This is a genomic window from Halanaerobium sp. DL-01, assembly GCF_003338615.1.
GTDB lineage: Bacteria > Bacillota > Halanaerobiia > Halanaerobiales > Halanaerobiaceae > QPJE01.
Genome location: NZ_QPJN01000019.1, coordinates 1 through 18,638 on the forward strand (window position 1 = coordinate 1; position 18,638 = coordinate 18,638).

Annotated in this window: 18 protein-coding genes, 1 tRNA gene and 1 other RNA gene; all 20 read right to left on the reverse strand. The window is 32.9% G+C overall.

The features are described 5' to 3' along the window. Positions 1-130 precede the first annotated feature (130 nt). Positions 131-334, reverse strand: a complete 204-nt coding sequence (locus DER71_RS07565) for a hypothetical protein (protein ID WP_114458349.1) — start codon at positions 332-334, stop codon at positions 131-133. After that, positions 327-536, reverse strand: coding sequence for a hypothetical protein (locus DER71_RS07570; protein WP_114458350.1), 210 nt, complete (start codon positions 534-536; stop codon positions 327-329). The genes DER71_RS07565 and DER71_RS07570 overlap by 8 nt, the downstream gene beginning before the upstream one ends. Before the next feature lie 28 nt (positions 537-564). Further along, an RNA gene (gene rnpB, locus DER71_RS07575) (RNase P RNA component class A) lies at positions 565-901 on the reverse strand. Positions 902-966: 65 nt separating this feature from the next. Further along, positions 967-2,085, reverse strand: a complete 1,119-nt coding sequence (locus tag DER71_RS07580) for a Nif3-like dinuclear metal center hexameric protein (protein WP_114458351.1) — start codon at positions 2,083-2,085, stop codon at positions 967-969. A gap of 164 nt (positions 2,086-2,249) precedes the next feature. Continuing rightward, a tRNA-Ile gene (locus tag DER71_RS07585) sits at positions 2,250-2,326 on the reverse strand. Positions 2,327-2,475: 149 nt separating this feature from the next. Beyond that, positions 2,476-3,561, reverse strand: coding sequence for an RNA polymerase sigma factor RpoD (gene rpoD, locus DER71_RS07590; RefSeq protein ID WP_114458352.1), 1,086 nt, complete (start codon positions 3,559-3,561; stop codon positions 2,476-2,478). A gap of 1 nt (position 3,562) precedes the next feature. After that, the gene (dnaG, locus tag DER71_RS07595; protein WP_233487027.1) at positions 3,563-5,350 is read right to left on the reverse strand and encodes a DNA primase; all 1,788 of its coding nucleotides are present in this window, start codon (positions 5,348-5,350) and stop codon (positions 3,563-3,565) included. Between the two features lie 149 nt (positions 5,351-5,499). After that, entirely contained in the window at positions 5,500-6,534 is a 1,035-nt protein-coding gene (locus DER71_RS07600; protein ID WP_114458354.1) for a deoxyguanosinetriphosphate triphosphohydrolase, read from the reverse strand. A 12-nt stretch (positions 6,535-6,546) separates the two neighbouring features. Then, on the reverse strand, positions 6,547-7,350 hold the full coding sequence (locus tag DER71_RS07605) for a pyruvate, water dikinase regulatory protein (RefSeq protein WP_114458355.1): 804 nt from the start codon (positions 7,348-7,350) through the stop codon (positions 6,547-6,549). 28 nt (positions 7,351-7,378) lie between these two features. Next, on the reverse strand, positions 7,379-9,445 hold the full coding sequence (glyS, locus tag DER71_RS07610) for a glycine--tRNA ligase subunit beta (RefSeq protein WP_114458356.1): 2,067 nt from the start codon (positions 9,443-9,445) through the stop codon (positions 7,379-7,381). A 21-nt stretch (positions 9,446-9,466) separates the two neighbouring features. Then, entirely contained in the window at positions 9,467-10,300 is an 834-nt protein-coding gene (locus tag DER71_RS07615) for a glycine--tRNA ligase subunit alpha (protein ID WP_114458357.1), read from the reverse strand. A 112-nt stretch (positions 10,301-10,412) separates the two neighbouring features. After that, positions 10,413-11,189, reverse strand: a complete 777-nt coding sequence (recO, locus tag DER71_RS07620; protein WP_114458358.1) for a DNA repair protein RecO — start codon at positions 11,187-11,189, stop codon at positions 10,413-10,415. Between the two features lie 3 nt (positions 11,190-11,192). Beyond that, on the reverse strand, positions 11,193-11,897 hold the full coding sequence (gene deoC / locus DER71_RS07625) for a deoxyribose-phosphate aldolase (RefSeq protein ID WP_114458359.1): 705 nt from the start codon (positions 11,895-11,897) through the stop codon (positions 11,193-11,195). Positions 11,898-11,964: 67 nt separating this feature from the next. Then, entirely contained in the window at positions 11,965-13,299 is a 1,335-nt protein-coding gene (mgtE, locus tag DER71_RS07630) for a magnesium transporter (RefSeq protein ID WP_255416536.1), read from the reverse strand. A 6-nt stretch (positions 13,300-13,305) separates the two neighbouring features. Continuing rightward, entirely contained in the window at positions 13,306-14,190 is an 885-nt protein-coding gene (gene era / locus DER71_RS07635) for a GTPase Era (protein WP_114458361.1), read from the reverse strand. After that, a complete protein-coding gene (locus tag DER71_RS07640) occupies positions 14,180-14,596 on the reverse strand; it encodes a cytidine deaminase (protein ID WP_114458362.1) in 417 nt (138 codons plus the stop codon). Before DER71_RS07640 ends, era begins: the two co-directional genes overlap by 11 nt. Positions 14,597-14,621: 25 nt before the next feature. Then, the gene (locus DER71_RS07645; RefSeq protein ID WP_114474494.1) at positions 14,622-15,740 is read right to left on the reverse strand and encodes a DUF3048 domain-containing protein; all 1,119 of its coding nucleotides are present in this window, start codon (positions 15,738-15,740) and stop codon (positions 14,622-14,624) included. A 4-nt stretch (positions 15,741-15,744) separates the two neighbouring features. Further along, the gene (locus DER71_RS07650; protein ID WP_114458364.1) at positions 15,745-16,746 is read right to left on the reverse strand and encodes a DUF881 domain-containing protein; all 1,002 of its coding nucleotides are present in this window, start codon (positions 16,744-16,746) and stop codon (positions 15,745-15,747) included. Next, positions 16,736-17,359, reverse strand: coding sequence for a DUF502 domain-containing protein (locus DER71_RS07655; protein ID WP_114458388.1), 624 nt, complete (start codon positions 17,357-17,359; stop codon positions 16,736-16,738). The genes DER71_RS07650 and DER71_RS07655 overlap by 11 nt, the downstream gene beginning before the upstream one ends. A 2-nt stretch (positions 17,360-17,361) precedes the next feature. Further along, a complete protein-coding gene (locus DER71_RS07660) occupies positions 17,362-18,624 on the reverse strand; it encodes a hemolysin family protein (RefSeq protein ID WP_114458365.1) in 1,263 nt (420 codons plus the stop codon). Positions 18,625-18,638: the final 14 nt, after the last annotated feature.

Genomic DNA, 18,638 nt, shown 5'->3' on the forward strand with positions numbered 1-18,638 from the left:
TGAACACCCTGTCACTGTTGACTTCTACATGATACATGCCACAACATAGATAGGACTTTCACCTATTATCAGAATAATTTACGGAGCACACAAAATAAAAACCATGACAAAATAAGTCATGGCATTAATTCTATAAATTATCTCTAAGATTATTGATCAATTGATGAAGCTGTTTTTTCCCCCCATTATTCCATCTAAACACAAAATCTTTTATTTTTTCTTTTTCTGATTCCGAAACACTGATATCAACATTATCTTCTCTATCAATTTTTTTCATTAAAGTTATTGCTTTTTTTAACGGATATTGTATTTTATAATATATTTGATCAGTCATTAGTTTCCTCCTCTAATTCCTGAATAAATTCTTTCATTAAATTCAGTCCTTCTTTATCAATATATTTTATATAACCTTCCAAAGTAATTATTCTATTATCCAATACTCTATCACTCATTTCAGGAGCAAAATTGTTAAATTGAGCTGATTTTTCAACTGCAGAATCGATATACGCTATTGCTTCCAGCATTGCATTTTTCATCTTAACACCCCTTTAATATTTAAAATGTATAATAAGTTAACCTGTAAGCCGAGTTCTGTATTAGGCGATCATCTATCTTAACTAATAGTTACCTATTAGTTTGAGCGTCCTTACCCGGAGAAGAGCGGACCACTCCTCATTCTCCCTATTTGGACTTACTCCAGATGGGGTTTACCTAGCATTCCAGTCACCTGAAACCTGGTAAGCTCTTACCTTACCTTTTCACCCTTACCTTATTAAAATAAGGCGGTATATTTCTGTGGCACTTTCCTGGGAGTTACCTCCACTGGGAATTACCCAGCATCCTGTCCTGTGGAGCTCGGACTTTCCTCAGCCAAAAAGGCCGCGATCACCTGGTTAACTTATTTTTACATATTTAAAAGTATACCATTGAATTAATGATATGTCAAGCAAATCACTCAACTTAAAATTACCTGTAATTCCAGGGATTTGTATTAATATTGGAAATCACAAATTCAACATCTTTTTTATTTTCCTTATCAGCATAACAAGTTAATTTTTGATATAATAATTTTTTTACCCAAATTTCACTTTCATAATGACCAATATCAATTAATGCCAGACCCATTTCTTCAGCATACTGTGCTTCATGATATTTAACATCACCAGTTAAATATAGATCTGCCCCTTTATAAATGGCTTTTTGGGTAAGATCTGCACCACTACCATTACATACAGCTACTTTTTTGATCTCTTTGTTTTTATTCCCTACAAATTTAAGATAAGGAAGATTTAATTCTTCTTTTACAATATTTAAATAATCATTTAACAATATTTTTTCTTTTAGATAACCTATACGTCCAATCCCACTAATCTTACTTTTCCTATCAATTTTATAAATATCATATGCTACTTCTTCATAAGGATGAACCTTTAAAACAGATTTTAAAACCTGATCAATTTTATCTTCAGCTACTACTGTTTCCAGTCTAATTTCATCTACTTCCGAAATCTTTCCAGTACTACCTATGTAAGGACTGGAACCCTCCAAAGGCTTAAAACTGCCTTTTCCCTGTAAATAAAAACCACTGTGGCTGTACTTGCCAATTTCCCCTCCACCATTTTCATATACAGCAGATTTAATTTCTTCTATGTAATTTTCTGGTACAAAAACCACAAATTTATAATAATTTTCAGATTGTGTTACATCAAGCGGCTGAAAATCCTTAATACCAAGTTTATTACAGATATAATCATTAAGCCCTTCTTCTGCAATATCAAGATTTGTATGGGCAGAAAAAACTATTATATCGTTCTTTATTAATCTTATAATCATCTGTCCTACAGCAGATTCTGAACTTACTGAATTGATACCATTAAATATTACAGGATGATGTGTAATTATCATATTACAGCTTTTTTTTACCGCTTCATCTATAACTTCATTATTTAAATCCAGGGTCAGCAAAATTTTTTCCACTTCATTATTAAGATCACCAATCTGAAGACCAACATTGTCCCATTTTTCGGCAAGCCTTACTGGGGCTATTTCTCCCATAAGTGATATAATTTCCTGAGCTTTAGTCATATTTATACTCCTCCCTGTGAAATAAATAGAACAAAATGTCCTTCGGACTTCTTTATTACAGTAAGATGAAATGGTTATCTCTGTGCATTTTTTCTAAAAAACTATTGACAATTATACGCTAAACATTAAAAAACCCTGTTCTCAGGAGAACAAGGTTGATAATCTGGTGGGCCCACCAGGATTCGAACCTGGGACCAACCGGTTATGAGCCGGTTGCTCTGACCAGCTGAGCTATGGGCCCTTCAAAATTAATATAACTTTGTAACGACAGAAGTAATTATATGATATATAATAACTGACGTCAAGAGTTTAAAACTTTTTTTTTATGCTTTTTAAGAAGATAAAACAAAATTTACTCCTGTTTGCTCCTGTTTTCGCATATTTAAAGAACTAATCTAAATAATCCTTTAATTTTTTGCTTCTGCTTGGATGACGCAGTTTTCTTAAAGCTTTAGCCTCAATCTGTCTAATTCGTTCTCTAGTAACACCAAATTCTTTCCCTACTTCCTCTAAAGTTCTTGGACGACCATCTTCAATACCAAATCGCAGTTCTAGCACTCTTTTTTCTCTGTCTGTTAGTGTATCTAAAACTCCATCCAGCTGTTCTTTTAATAAAATATATGAAGCAGCAGATGCAGGAGCAGGAGAATCTTCATCTTCTATAAAATCTCCCAGATGACTGTCTTCTTCTTCTCCAATAGGAGTTTCAAGTGATACAGGTTCCTGAGCTATTTTCATAATTTCTCTCACTTTTTCTGCAGATATACCCATTTCCTCACCAATTTCTTCTGGTTTGGGTTCACGTCCTTTTTCCTGCAGAAGCTGTCTGGAGACTCTGATTAATTTATTAATAGTCTCAACCATGTGTACTGGTACACGAATAGTTCTGGCCTGGTCTGCAATAGACCGAGTAATAGCCTGTCTAATCCACCAAGTGGCATAAGTGCTGAATTTATAACCTTTCGTATAGTCAAATTTTTCTACCGCTTTCATCAGCCCCATATTACCTTCCTGAATAAGATCCAAAAATAGCATCCCACGACCAACATACTTTTTAGCAATACTGACAACTAGACGTAAGTTAGCTTCAACCAGCTCTCTTTTAGCAGATTCATCACCCTGTTCCATTCTTTTGGCTATTTCAACTTCTTCTTCAGCAGTAAGAAGATCAACTTTTCCTATTTCTTTTAGATACATTCGTACAGGATCATCGATACCAACTCCCTGTGGAACACTTAAATCAAGACCACTGTCATCTTCATCTTCTTCCTCTTCCTGCTCATTTCTTTCACTAACAATACTAATATTCATTTCATTAAAAATATCATATATCTTTTCTATATCTTCAGAATCAAGATCTATATCTTCTAAAGCATCCATAATTTCTTCATAAGTTAATTCGCCCACTTTTTTACCACGGCTGAGCAGTTCTTTAACTTCATCAATTTTGGCAGGACTTACATTTTTATCAGCCAAATTAATCCCCCCTTTCACTATTAGAATTTAAACTGTGAAATTTTTTTAACATCTGATTTAAAGTTTGCAAATCATTTTGTCCATTATTAAGTCTGCTGCAAATTTCATTTTTACTAACTTCAAGATTTTTTTCTACAACAAATTTTGCTAGATTAAAAAGCTTATCTTTATTTAAACCACTTTTTTGTTTAACAATAATCTCAGACCAGTAAGATTTAAGATCTTCACCAAGTTCAGATTTGATTTTATCACTGCTCACTGAGTCACTTATAAATGGTCCATTCCAAATAATTTTTGCCAGCTTTTTCCCTTTACCATAAAAATCATCAGCAGAAATTATTTGAGACAGACTGCTGCGGAGATGTTTATGTGTAATAAAATATGACAGCAGCTGTTCCTGTATCCTCACAATATCAGACTTTTTGACTTTTCTTCTTTTATCTATCTTTTTCTCTTTTCTGCTGAAATTTTTTCTTTTTTTCTTTTTTGACCTCATTTTAATTTCTTTATTTAAAACATTTTTATCAAAATTCATTTTTTGTGAAGTTCTCTCAACATAAATTTCTTTTTCCATTTCATTATCTATCCCACTAATAAGTTCAGCCGCCTCTTTTAGTGTTTTTATTTTAACACCTGGATCATTCAAATTTCTGCCTTTAATAATCATATCAATTTTAAAATCCACTAAACTCTCTGCTTTATCCATATATTCATTAAATAATTCTAGATTATTTTCACGCAGTATATCATCAGGGTCAGATCCTTCGGGAAGAGTTATGACTTTTACATCAATACCATGATTATTAAGAATTTCAAGTCCCCGCAAAGTTGCTTTATTTCCAGCTGTATCAGAATCATAGGCAATCAGAGCCTGATCGGCATATCTTTTAATTAATTTTGCCTGCTCATCTGTAAAAGCAGTTCCAAGTGATGCGACAGCATTTTTAATTCCTTTTTTATGTGCCTGAATTACATCGGTATAACCTTCCATAATAATACATCTCTGTTCTTGTCTAATATATTTTTTTGCTCTATTTAAACCATAAAGATTTTTTTTCTTGCTGAATATTGCTGTCTCCGGCGAATTCAAATATTTAGCACCCTGCTCAGAATCCGGTAGAACTCGGCCTCCAAAAGCTATTACTTCACCTCTGATATTAAATATAGGAAAAATTATTCTATTCCTAAATCTATCATAAAAAGAATTGTTTTTCCCTTTTGATATAAGTCCTGCCTTATGAATCATATCAAGACTGTATTCTCTTTTACTTAAAAACGACAGTACTGCCTTCCATTCATCAGGAGCATAACCAAGCTGAAAATATTCGATATCATCTTCAGTAAAACCTCTATCTTTAAGATATTTTAAAGAATCAGCTCCTAATTCTGTTTCCAGCAATAAATAATTATAAAACCTGGCTGCAGTCTTATTTATTTCAAATAACTGTTCTCTTTCCTGATAAAGTTTTTTCTCTCTATCAGTCAAATTCGGCAGCTTTATTCCAGCTTTTTCTGCTAAAACTTTAACAGCCTCTGTAAAAGTTATATTTTCAATTTCCATAACAAAATTTATTACATCTCCACCAGCTCCACAGCCAAAACAGTGATAAAAATTATTATCTGGATTTACAAAAAAAGATGGCGTTTTTTCATTATGAAAAGGACAGAGCCCTTTAAATCTATTTCCAGCTCTCTTAAGCTCCAAATAATCAGAAACAACATCTATAATATCGACACTAAATTTCAATTCTTCTATAAAATTATCTGAATATCTGGCCAATTTATTCACCCTAAGTATTAACTAATTTAATCTTACTCTAAACTTATAGTTCTCTAAAAAAGCAATTAATCCTTCATTAAAAATATTTTAAAAATACAAATAAAGTATAATTTATAAGTTCAGTTTTTATCAGTACTTACATTTATTCACTAACTATTTTAAAAATCCTGCAGTGAAATATAATTTTTTTTATTAAGCCATGGTGTTGGAATAAAAAGTGCTCTACCTAAATTGATTGCGTAACGGTCACTCATACCTGCAATATAATCAATTACAGCCTGTTCATAATCATCTTCTTTTTTTAAAAATTCATCTGGAACTGACAGATTATTGTTAATAAAATACTCATATAGATTTTTTATGAGTCTTATTGCTTTTCCTTCTTCACTCTTACCAACAGAACCAATATAAACATTAGCAAAAAGAAAATCACGGAGCTTTTCTGTTGCCTTTTTTACAGATTCAGATCTGCTGATTATGTTTTTATCCTGACTTTCATTAATTAAATCTCTGACCATTGTGTCTATTCTTTTAGAGTGACTTTCTCCAAGCAGATAAACTGCTTCAACTGGCAGTTCTTCCACTTTAATTATTTTAGCTCTCAGGGCATCATCTATATCATGATTTATATAGGCTATTCTATCAGAAATACGCACTATCTGGCCTTCCAGTGTAGAGGGAAGTTCTGTTCCAGTATGATTAACAATACCATCCCTCACCTCCCAGCTTAAATTTAACCCATTTTTGCCGCTGCTTCTCTGTTCAAGTTTATCAACAACTCTTAAGCTGTGTCTGTTGTGCAAAAAATCTCTACCTGACACTTCGGATAAAGCTTCTTCTCCTGCATGACCAAAAGGAGTATGTCCAAGGTCATGGCCTAATGCTATAGCCTCTGTTAAATCTTCATTTAATCTAAGTGCCCTGGCAACAGTTCTTGCAATCTGAGAAACTTCCAGAGTATGAGTGAGTCTTGTTCTGTAATGATCTCCTTCTGGAGCTATAAAAACCTGTGTTTTATGTTTCAATCTTCTAAATGCTTTAGAATGTATAATTCTGTCTCTATCACGCTGAAATGCAGTTCTTATATCACATTCTTTCTCCACATTTTCCCGACCTCGGCTTTCCATACTCAAAGCTGCAAAAGGAGAAAGTATTTCTTTTTCCCTTTTTTCCTGTTCTATTCTGCTAAACATAAACTCCTCCTTTTAAGTTACATATGCAAGCACTTCAGAAGCAGTTTCTTCTATTGTTTTATCAGTTACATCAATTATTGGACAACCTATTTTTTCCATTAAAGAATCAGCATAAGCTATTTCTTCATTAATTCTCTCACCTGCAGCATAAGATGCATCATTACCCAATCCCATCTTTTTCAGCCTTTCTATACGTATATCATTTAACAGCAGTGGGTCAATAGTTAAGCCAATAACTTTCCTATCTTTATTTTCCAGTATACTTTGCTGAACAGTCACTTCAGGAACAAGAGGTACATTTGCTGTTTTATACCCTAAATATGATAGATAAATTGAAAGAGGAGTTTTAGATGTACGGGAAATTCCGACAAGAACAATATCCGCTTCATCTATTCCCTGCTGATCATTTAAGTCATCAAATTTAAGAGTAAATTCCATTGCTTCTATTCTTTTAAAATAATCCTGATCTATATTATACTTTATTCCTGGTATTTCATCAGGTTTTCTATTTGATTTTGACGACAATTTATCCAGTATAGGTCCCAATAAATCAATATAATCCAGCTCGTATTTATCTGCAAGTTCAATTAATTTTGACCTCATCTTATCTTTTGCCAAAGTAAATACTATAATTGCAGAATTATCTGCCGCTTTTTCTGTAATTTTTTCTAATTGTTTTTGTGTTCTAACATGGGGAAATGTGGTTTTATCAATTTCAACATCTTTAAACTGTACAGCGGCTGAATTAATAATTGCCTTAGCTGTATCACCAAGAGAATCAGAGATGATATAAACACTGGTTTTTTTATTATTCATTTTCTCACCCCATATCCATTTTCGTTAATTAATCATCAAGAGCTATCTCATCAATATCCATTACAGGTTGCATTAAATCAGTAATTTTTTTCAGCAGTGAGAGCCTGTTGTTTTTAATTTTATCATCTTCAACCATTACCATTACATTATCTAAAAATTCATCTATTTCCTCCTTTAATTCAACTATTTTATGAAAACCTTTTAAGTAGTTACTGCTGTTAAAATAATTTTTAATTTCTTTTTCTTTCTCTCTATATGAATTATAAAGTTTGAGTTCTTCTTTTTCTTTTAACAAATTTTTATTGATATTAAGTTCTTTTTCTAATTTAGAAGAAATATTTTTGGCCCTTACCAGACCTCTTATCAGTTCTGTAAAAAGTTCTGGGTTTTCATTTCTAAATTCCATTAGTGCTTCTGCTCTTTTAAATAAATCAACAAAATTATTGTCACGAACATTTATTACAGCATTGATAACATCATATCTGATATTCTGTTCTGTAAGATAGTTTTCCAACCTCTGTTTTATAAATGATTTTAATTCTCTAAAAGCTTTATTTCTATTATCTTCTCTTATCTCAACTGTTCTAATCCCAATCTGGATCATTTTTTCCAGATCAAGAGGCAGATCATGTTCAAGAATTATGCGGACAAGTCCTGTTGCCTGACGCCTCAGTGCAAACGGATCCTGAGAACCAGAAGGAATATTATCAATCAAAAAGTGTCCGGATAGATTAAACAGTTTTTCAGCAATTGATAATACTATTCCTATTCTGCTCTGCGGAAGTTCATCTCCGGCAAAGCGCGGCATATATTGTTCCAAAATGGCTTCAGCCGTTTTCTTGTCTTCTCCTTCGAGAAGTGCATACTCTTTACCCATAAGACCCTGCAGATTGGCAAATTCATTAACCATTTCTGTTGCTAGATCATTTTTACTTAATCTCGCCGCTCTTTTTAATAATTTTTTGTCTTGTCTATTCCAGTTAAGCTCATCTGCAATTTTTTCAGCCATAACTTCCAGTTTTAATACCTTATCATAAACACTTCCCAGTTCCTGCTGAAAAACAATATTTTTTAAGTCATCCAATCTATTCTTAAACCCATATTTTTTATCTTCAGCAAAAAAGAACTCAGCATCAGCAAGTCTCCCCCTCAAAACCATCTCATTACCGGAAATTACTTCTTTTAAATAATCTTTACCACCATCTCTTACACCTACAAATTGATTAAGAAGTTTACCATTATTATCCTTAACAGGAAAATATCTCTGGTGTTTCTCCATAACTGTAATCAAAACTTCCTGAGGAAGTTTTAAAAAACTTTTACTGAATTCGCCCTTAAAAGCTGTTGGAAATTCAACAAGATCAACAACTTCTTCCAAAAGTTTATCTTTTATAACTGTTCTACCAGAAATATTTAGTTCATCTATCTGATTTAAAATCAATTCTTTTCTCTTTCTGTGGTTTACAATAATATAAGCATCTTTCAGTTTACTAAAGTAATTATTAACATCTATAATTTTTACCCTTCCATCAGATAAAAATCTATGCCCCATACTGAAGTTTCCACTTTTAACATCTGCAATTTTTAGATCAATATTCTGAGTACCAAAAAGAACAAGCAGCCATTTTATAGGACGAATAAATTCAATATCATAATTTGCCCAGCGCATAGCTTTGGGAAGCGGAACTTTATTAACAATTTCTGTCAATAATGATGGTAAAATATCAGCAGTTTCTTTCCCTTTTTCAGTTTTTTCCGCATATAAATAGCCATCTTTTTCTTTGAGATCTTCTACAGATACACCCTGTCCTCTTGCAAATCCCTCTCCAGCCTTAGTAGGAAAACCTTTATCATCAAAAGCAATATTAGCTGCAGGTCCCCGAACAGTTTCCTTTTTATCCGGCTGCTTTTCCAGCAGATCTTCCACAAAGAGAACTAATCTTCTGGGGGTAGAATAAACTTCCATGTTTTTAAATTTAATACGATTTTTATCAAAAATTTTTAACGCAGTTCCCAGATAATCTTTACGAAATTTCTGCATTGTTTCTGCAGGCATTTCTTCTGTTCCTATTTCAAAAAGTAGTGTTTTTGACATTATATCAACTCCTCAATTAACTTATTCTAGATAGCTTTCTGCACATTTATGGGCCAGATCCCTAACCCGCTTAATAAAACGTGTTCTTTCAGTTACACTAATTGCTCCTCTGGCATCCAAAAGATTAAATGTATGTGAGCATTTTAAAGTATAATCATATGCAGGCAGAGTCAATCCGGAATTGACTGCATTTTCTGCTTCACTTTCATATAAATCAAACATTTTAAACAGACTGTCCACATCTGCAATTTCAAAATTATATTTAGATTGTTCTACTTCATTCTGATGATAGATATCACCATAGCTTACACCTTCTACCCAGGTTAGGTCAAATACATTTTCTACTTCCTGCAGATACATGGCTATTCTTTCCAGCCCATAGGTGATTTCAACTGTTACAGGTTTTGCCTGAAAACCTCCGACCTGCTGAAAATAAGTGAATTGAGTTATTTCCATACCATCAAGCCATACTTCCCATCCCAGACCCCAGGCTCCCAGAGTTGGAGCTTCCCAGTTATCTTCTACAAACCTAATATCGTGTTTTTTAGGATCAATCCCCATTGCACGGAGGCTGTCTAAATAAATATCCTGAATATTATCAGGTGAAGGTTTCATAATTACCTGATACTGGAAATATCTCTGCAGCCTGTATGGATTGTCACCATATCTGCCATCAGTCGGTCTTCTGCTGGGCTGAACATATGCTGTATTCCATTCATCAGGACCCAGAGCCCGCAGAAATGTTGAAGGACTCATTGTACCGGCCCCTACTTCAATATCATATGGCTGTTCTATTACACATTTTTGCTCACTCCAGAATTTATCTAAAGCAAAAATTATTTCTTGAAAATTCAATTTAAACACTTCCTTCATATAATATAGTTAGTAATTTTGAAATATATCACAATTTAAAAATATATATATTTGTTTCCATTAAATTTAGATTTATTCCCTGATATAATGATATTTAAAAATATCTATTCATACTCTGTAAGTTATACAGAAATGAAAGAGATTTAGGTTTTAAATCAAGATGATAGGCAATAAAATCTTCTGTTAGTAAAGAAACTTTTTTTAATATCCTGTTATCAATTTCAATATCTTTGTCTGCAATATCGGCAAACGTCGAATTTATAAATTTAGCAAAAATCACAAATTCTTCCCGGCTGAATTTTATATAATCTGTCTTATACTTCTCTTTACAGTTTCTGCATATAACTCCACCGTATTCAATATTAAAATAAATTTTATCATAATCAATCTGTTCATTACAATAGGTGCATTTTTTTAATTCTGGTTTTATTCCCAGCAGGATTAAAAGCTTTGTTTTAAAAAAAATATAATAAAACAGAAGATTTTCCTTATCAGAATCATTCATTTCCTTTAATATCAGAACCAGCAGTGAAAAAAGGGCCAGATCTTTTTCATCTTCTAGCCCTACCCTCTCTATATATTCTGATACCACACTGGCATATGCCATATAATCCAGATCTTCTCTGAGCCTGGAATTCATCTCTTTTGATTCTATATGATTAATACGCGCCATAGATTTACCCTTATATAAAGTAAAATTATGATAGCTGAAAGGTAGTACAAGTCCTGAACGACTTTTAATCCCTTTACGGGCTCCTCTGGCAACAGCCCTTATTTTACCCCTTTCTTTTGTATACAGAGTTATAAGGCGATCAGATTCTCCTAAATCAAACTGTTTTAAAACAACACCTTCTGTTTCAAAAGAAGCCAAAGTTTAATCATCTCCATCCTTACCTTTATCTTCATCACCGGTTACTATTGCAACTCCAGAACTGGCTCCAATTCTATTTGCTCCAGCATCCAGCATTTTAAGTGCCTGTTCAAAATTTTTTATTCCACCGGCTGCTTTAACACCTACATCTCTTCCCACAGTTTTTCTCATTAAACTGATATCTTCTACTCTCGCTCCATAACTGCCAAAACCGGTTGAAGTTTTAACAAAATCAGCTCCAGCTGATTTTGCTATCTCACATGCCTTTACTATTTCTTCTTCATTTAAATAGCAGGTTTCTAAAATAACTTTAACAATTATATCAGAACTTACACCTGCTTTTTTAGTTGCATCAACAACTGCTTTTATATCTGTCTGAAACAGCTCATATGCCTCCGACTTAAAAGCTCCTAGATTCATAACCATATCTATCTCCTGTGCTCCCAATCTGATTGCATTCCTGGTTTCAAAAGCCTTTGTTTCAGTAGTATTGGCTCCAAGTGGAAAACCAATTACAGTACATATTTTAACAGAGCTTTCTTCCAGAAGCTTAGCAGATAAAGGAACATATATTGGATGAACACAAACAGATGCAAATTCGTATTCACTTGCTTCCTCACATAATTTTTTAATATCATCTACTGTTGCAGTAGGGTTTAAATTGGTATGGTCAATCATCTTTGCCATATCACGTGGTTTGATCGCCATTAAAAATTCACTCCTTATTTTCTCAAGTTAATATTATTATTCTGCAAAATATAATATTATCCTGCATTTAAAGCAATTTTTCCATTAAAAGTGATGCTATTGTGAAATAAATAAATAATCCAGATATATCTATCAAAGTTGTAATAAAAGGTCCAGCTGCTACAGCAGGATCTGCACCAAAATAATCAACAAAAAAAGGTATAGATGTTCCTGCAGTTACAGCTGTAATCATTGTTATCAGCATTGAAAATGCAACTACAGAAGAAAGCGCGAAATTCTGATGCCATAAAAATGTGATTATAAACAGAGAAAATGATATAATCACTCCCATTACTAAACCTGCTTTAAGCTCACTAAAAAGATGTTTAATAAAATGTGAAAAATCAAGTTCTTCTGTTGCCAGTCCCCTCACAACAACAGTCAGAGACTGAGTTCCCACATTACCTCCCATATCCATCAAAACAGGAATAAAAATAGCAAGTGCAACAATAGACTCAAGCGAAGCTTCAAAACGGTGAATTACAGTCCCTGATAAAAGATCACCAATCAACAGTATAAACAGCCAGGGAATTCTCTTTTTTACCGCTTCCATAAAATTACCTCTTATATCATATGCATTTGTAGCTCCAGATATTTTAAAAAGATCTTCTGTTGTTTCTTCTTCTAAAATATCAATAATATCATCAACTGTTATAATTCCCAGCAGCTGATTATGATCATTTACAACCGGAACTGCCAACAAATCATATTTGGAAATAATACGTGCAGCCTCCTCCTGATCAGCTGCAATATTAACTTTAATAGCTCTTTTATTCATAATATCCTTCAGTTTTGTATCGGGCTGAGCAGTTAAAAGTTGTCTAACCGAAAGTACACCTACCAGCTCTTTTTTTCTGGAAATTACATATATATAATAAATCATTTCTGGTTCTGTAATTATTTTCCGAATTTTATTCAAAACAGATTGGGCAGTATTATCAGCATAAAAAGCAATAAACTCTGTAGTCATACGTCCTCCTGCACTTTCATCATCATAATGCAGAAGTTCTTTTAATTTAAGAGCATCATTTTCTTTCATAAGCTTTAATACTTTTTTTACTTTTCCTACCGACAGAATGCTTAAAAAATCAGCAGCATCATCACTATACATTGCTGACAGCACCTGAGCTGTTTTTAGTACTGACATTTTTTCAGCAATTTTTTTCTGCAGTTCTTCTTCAAAAAATATAATTATCTGACTTAAAATTTCATAATTAAAATCTTCTACTAATTCTATCAGAACATTTTCCGGCAGTTCAGACAAAAATTCTGCAGCGTCTGCAGGATAATTATCACTATAATAATCATCAAAAGTATCGTACCCTTCAGGAAGATACTCTCTAATTAAATTTTTTGCTTCAATAGTAAATCACCCCTTATATCCCATTCTTTTAAGGAGGTTTTCTTTTTCTCGCCAGTCTTTAAGAACTTTTACCCATAAATCCAGATAAACCTTTGTCTGCAGAAGATCCTCTATTTCTTTTCTTGCATTTTTACCTATTTTTTTCAGCATAGAACCATTTTTGCCAATAATAATACCTTTATGTGACTTCTTTTCTACATAAATATTGGCTCTAATATAATAATCTTCATTATCTCTTTCTTTTACCTCTTCTACCAGAACTGCAACTCCATAAGGAACCTCTTCTCTACATAAATAAAAAATTTTTTCTCGAACTATTTCGGCAAAAATAAATCTTTCTATCTGATCTGTAATCATATCATCTGGATAATACTGTGGACCTTCAGGAAGATGCAGAAAAACTTCAGCCAGTAAAGAATCTAGATTTTTCTCTTCTGCAGCAGAAATTGGAATAACTTCCAGTGAGGTTTTCTGACTGTATTCTTTCTGTTTTTTTAATATATCGTTTTTACTCATCTTATCAATTTTATTCATAACACAAATTACTGGTTTAGAATAATTTTTGATTTGATTAAATATCTGCTGATCCCCTCTACCAAAGTAGGTACTGCCATCAACAATAAATATTACTACATCGATTCCTTCAAGACTTTTATAAGCTTGATTTATCATATAATTATCCAGCTTATTGCTGGGTTGGTAGATACCTGGAGTATCTATAAATATAATCTGGCCATTATCTTCTGAATAAATTGCCTTAATACTGTTCCTGGTTGTCTGAGGTCTTGGTGAAGTTATATTTATTTTTTCCCCTACTAATTTATTTACTAAAGTAGACTTCCCAACATTAGAACGGCCAATTACTGTAACAAATCCTGATTTATAATTCATCATTTTTCTCCATATTTTCTTCGGTAAAAGCACCAGGAAGCAGCTCACTACTTGTCATAATAAGCTCTTTACCCCTATCAGTCATCATAACAACTTCAATATTATCTGAAAATTCTTTAATAACCTGTCGGCATGCCCCACAGGGTGTGACTGGTTTTTCAGTGCTGCTTACTAAAAGAAGTGCTTTAATATTTTTCTTCCCATGAGAAACTGCATTAAAAATAGCAGATCTCTCAGCACAATTGCTAAGACCAAATGATGCATTTTCTATATTCACTCCAGTATATATTTCTCCCTCTTCTGTCAGCACAGCAGCCCCCAGAGGAAAATTAGAATAGGGAACATATGCATTCTGCTGTACTTTAAGTGCAGCTTTAAAAAGTTCATCCTTAACTTTTTTTTCCATCTATAATCATCCCTTTCAGATAAGCTTAATATTTAATTTCTGTACCATCTGGTACTACCTGAATCCAGGTCTGACCTGGATTTATTTCCAATTCACTGCCATTTTTATCATAATAGATAATCCAGGAATCATCATTTTTCTGCCAGTTCCCTGAAACAACTATTCCATCTCTAAAAAGCAGTGCTTTCCCACCTTTGTTTAAATCCATTTCCAGCCTACCTTCATCATCCTTTACTTCAGTATCTGTAAACTGAACAATTATATTTTTGGCACTCAACTGGCGTCCATTTTCTACCCGGTGGGGTGTTTTAAAATCATATAAAAATCTGTAATATATATTAGCTTCTTCATCATAGCGGTAATTTACACTATAATCTCCCCAGTAATCAATTGTAATTTCTTCTGCTGTTTGAGGATTTGACACAATAGAAGCAGTTAAAAATTTAAATCTGTTCGGATATTCTATTCGGTCCAACTTGTCAGTAAAGTCCTGAAGCGGAATTTTGCCAGAATACAGATTATGTGGAGCCAGTCTTTTACTGCTTCTCCAAAAATACTGGTTCTGATATATTTGATCAAGATGAAGTATGCCGGAATCTGATAATTGTTTAAAACCGTCCGGGCTAGCACCAGCATGTAAAAACAGAGAATCATAGCTATTTGCAACATCAATTAAAAACGGTCTGGCACTTCTAATAGGTCCTACTTTTTCTGGAATTTCAGGCCAAAAAATGGCTAAAAACCGGGTAATACCACCTTCCAGCATAAATTCATACACAATTTCTGCACTTTCCAAACCACTCTGTGGTCTTGCTACAGGAGAATTTTCAATAGAAACTGAAATGGCATGTTTATACTTAATTTCTTTTAACATTTCCCCAGTAAAAGGAGACTGTCCTGCAAAATTTTCACCTTCTTCTATCGGCTGCTGAATTTCATCATCAGCATACTGTTCTTTTATTTCTTCTTTTTTTTCTTCTCTTTCTTCTTCACTCATCTGACTGTCAGCTATTTCTCCTCCAGCTCTATTTTTTTCTACAGTTTCTCCAGCAGGCTGTTCTGACCTATCTGTAAAACTGCAGCCGCTTAATACGGCTATAGATAATATGACAACAAGCAACAAAACTGCAATTTTAAACTTCATTATTTCACCTCTGACTGCTGTTTAAAGTTATATTTTCTTCTTCATTTATCAAAATTTCAATACCAAAAGCATTTAAATTTTTCTTGATTATCTCTAGGCTGCTCCGAAGAACATCCGGATTACCTACTGCTTTAACCGTAACCGGTTTAACTGCCACAGGTTTACTATTTACCAAAATTGTTGGTCCTACACATCTCACAGAAGATTTTACATTAATTCTCTGACCACCAACTTCAATACCCCTTGCACCAGCTATCCAGAGTTCATTTATTATATTCCTTATATCAGAATCATGTATTAGAGAATTCTGGTCTGCTGAGGAATCATCATCATTTATATATATAACTATACCCTGGCCCGATATACTGCTGTAACCTGCCTGAGATGACAAAATACTATACTGTCTTTTAAGACTGACATTTTCTGTTTTTAAATATTCGACAAGATTAAAAATATCTCCAGCAGTTATTTCTGCTTTTTGATTTTCTATTTTTAATTCTAATGTCTGAAACAGATCTATATTTTTTAATTTTTCTCTTGTTTTTTCCTCAAGAACAACATCTGGATCAATAATTTTAGTTTTTCCATCTACATGAGTGATAGAAATAACACCTGTCTGGGGCAGTTTTTGACTGTTTATTATATTTAATACCTCATTTATTCTCATCTGCTGAACTTCTCTAAAAATCTCATCCTGTATCTGTCTGCCATAATCCATCATTATACTTGCAACAATATCATCACTTTTAGCCTTTTCTATTTCATATTCAAATTCTGCAAGCAGATTAACAATATTTTTTCTGTCTCCAATTCCATAGCTTTCTGCAAGCTCACTGCTGTATCTTACCACAGCCCTGGCACCTTCTTTAGCTTTATCAAGCTGACTTATTTCACCGGGCAAATAAATAAACCCCAGCATTCTCAATAAAAGTACAGCATTAATAATTAAGAATATCAAAAGAGCTGTAATCAATAATTCAAAATATTTATTATCTTTAAGTTTCAAAACTATCTATACCTCCCGAGCTGTTTTTGCTGGGTGACAGAATACCGCCAGAAATAATTAATTTAAGTGCTTCTTCTATTGTAATATCTTCAAGTTCATATGCTTCTTTAACAGGAACCATTATGAACATACCGGAAGTTGGATTAGGGGTAGTGGGCAAAAAAACATTATACATTTTTTCTCCGGTTAGATTTTCAAAATAAATAGAAGTTTCCTTGGTTATAAATCCTATCTGATAAAGACCTCTGCGAGGATATTCAAACAGAATAGCTTTTTTAAAACTAACATTTTGACTGGCAAAAACACCATCCAAAATCTGCTTTATACTCAAATAAATATTCCTTATCAAAGGAATTTTTAAAAGCATATACTCCCCAATATCTATAATCTTTTTTCCAATTATATTGGTAGCAAAAATACCAGTTAAAAATATAAGCAGCAAAATGAAAACAAAACCAATTCCAGGAAGATCAACACCCAGCCAGTGTTTAAACATTGGTCTAATCCAGTTATCAAGTATTAGAAAAAGACTCCCAAAAAGATAAGCAGTTAATACAAGAGGTAAAAGAACTAAAAGCCCTGTTATAAATAAATTTCTTATTTTTTTAATCATTTTTACCACTCACGATCTTCTAGTCTGATTTTATCTTCACTCTTCAATCTTATTTTTCTTATTCTATTGTCCAGAACATCCTCCACTATAACTTCAATTCCATCTAAATCAATTTTATCTCCAGCTTCAGGCAGACGGTTAAGATAATATAAAATAAGTCCACTAATAGTTTCATAATCTTCACTAACAGGAAGAGGATTAGGGAGAAGTTCATTTAACTCATCAATATCCACTCTACCATCAAGCATCAATTCTTTTTCATTTAAAAATTCAATATATTTTGGCTCCAAATCAAATTCATCCTGAATATCACCTACTATTTCTTCCAAAAGATCCTCAATAGTTATTAATCCGGCTGTTCCACCATATTCATCTATTACTACTGCCATATGTTCTTTTCTTTTTTTCATTTCTGATAAAAGCTGATTTATCGGCTTTCCTTCCGGTATAAAATATATTGGCTTAACAAAATCTTCAATAGAAACTTCTTTTTCTCTTTCTAGCAGAAGTTCTAAAAGATCTTTTATATAAATCAGTCCAATAATATTATCAATCGACTCTTCAAAAACAGGAATACGAGAATGGCCTTTTTCTACAGCAAGACTTATTAATTCTTTTAGACCTGCACTTTTTTCTATACAAACCATATCAGTTCTAGGAATCATAACCTCTTTTACAAGAGTGTCGTCAAACTCAAAAACACTCTGTATCATTTCCTGTTCAGTTTCTTTTATAATCCCTTCTCTGTGGCTTACCTCCACAAAACGCCTAATTTCTTCCTCACTTAAAAAAGCAGAAGAAATGAGATCTTTATCTCCAACAAATATCTTTACTATTTTTGTGAATAAAAAAATAAAGGGAGCAAACAATTTACCCATATAAAACAAAAATGGAGCAGCTATTTCTGTATATTTTACCGATTTATTATTTCCAAGTGCTTTCGGTGTTATTTCTCCAAAAACAAGTATTAATAAAGTAACAGCACCTGTTGCAATACCAACACCTTTATTGCCAAATAATCTTACAGCTAAAGCTGTAGCAATAGAAGAAGCTGATATATTGACAAGATTATTACCAATTAAAATAGTGGTAAGAAGTTTAGTCTGATTTGTTAAAAGCTTATCCACTCTGGAAGCTCTATCATCACCCCGCTGAACTCTTTCTTTTATTTTTATTCTGTTTACCGCCATAAAAGCAGTTTCCGAACCAGAAAAAAATGCAGATAAAAATAAAAGTGCTGCTAATATTAATAATTCCAGTACCATAGCATCTCCCCCAA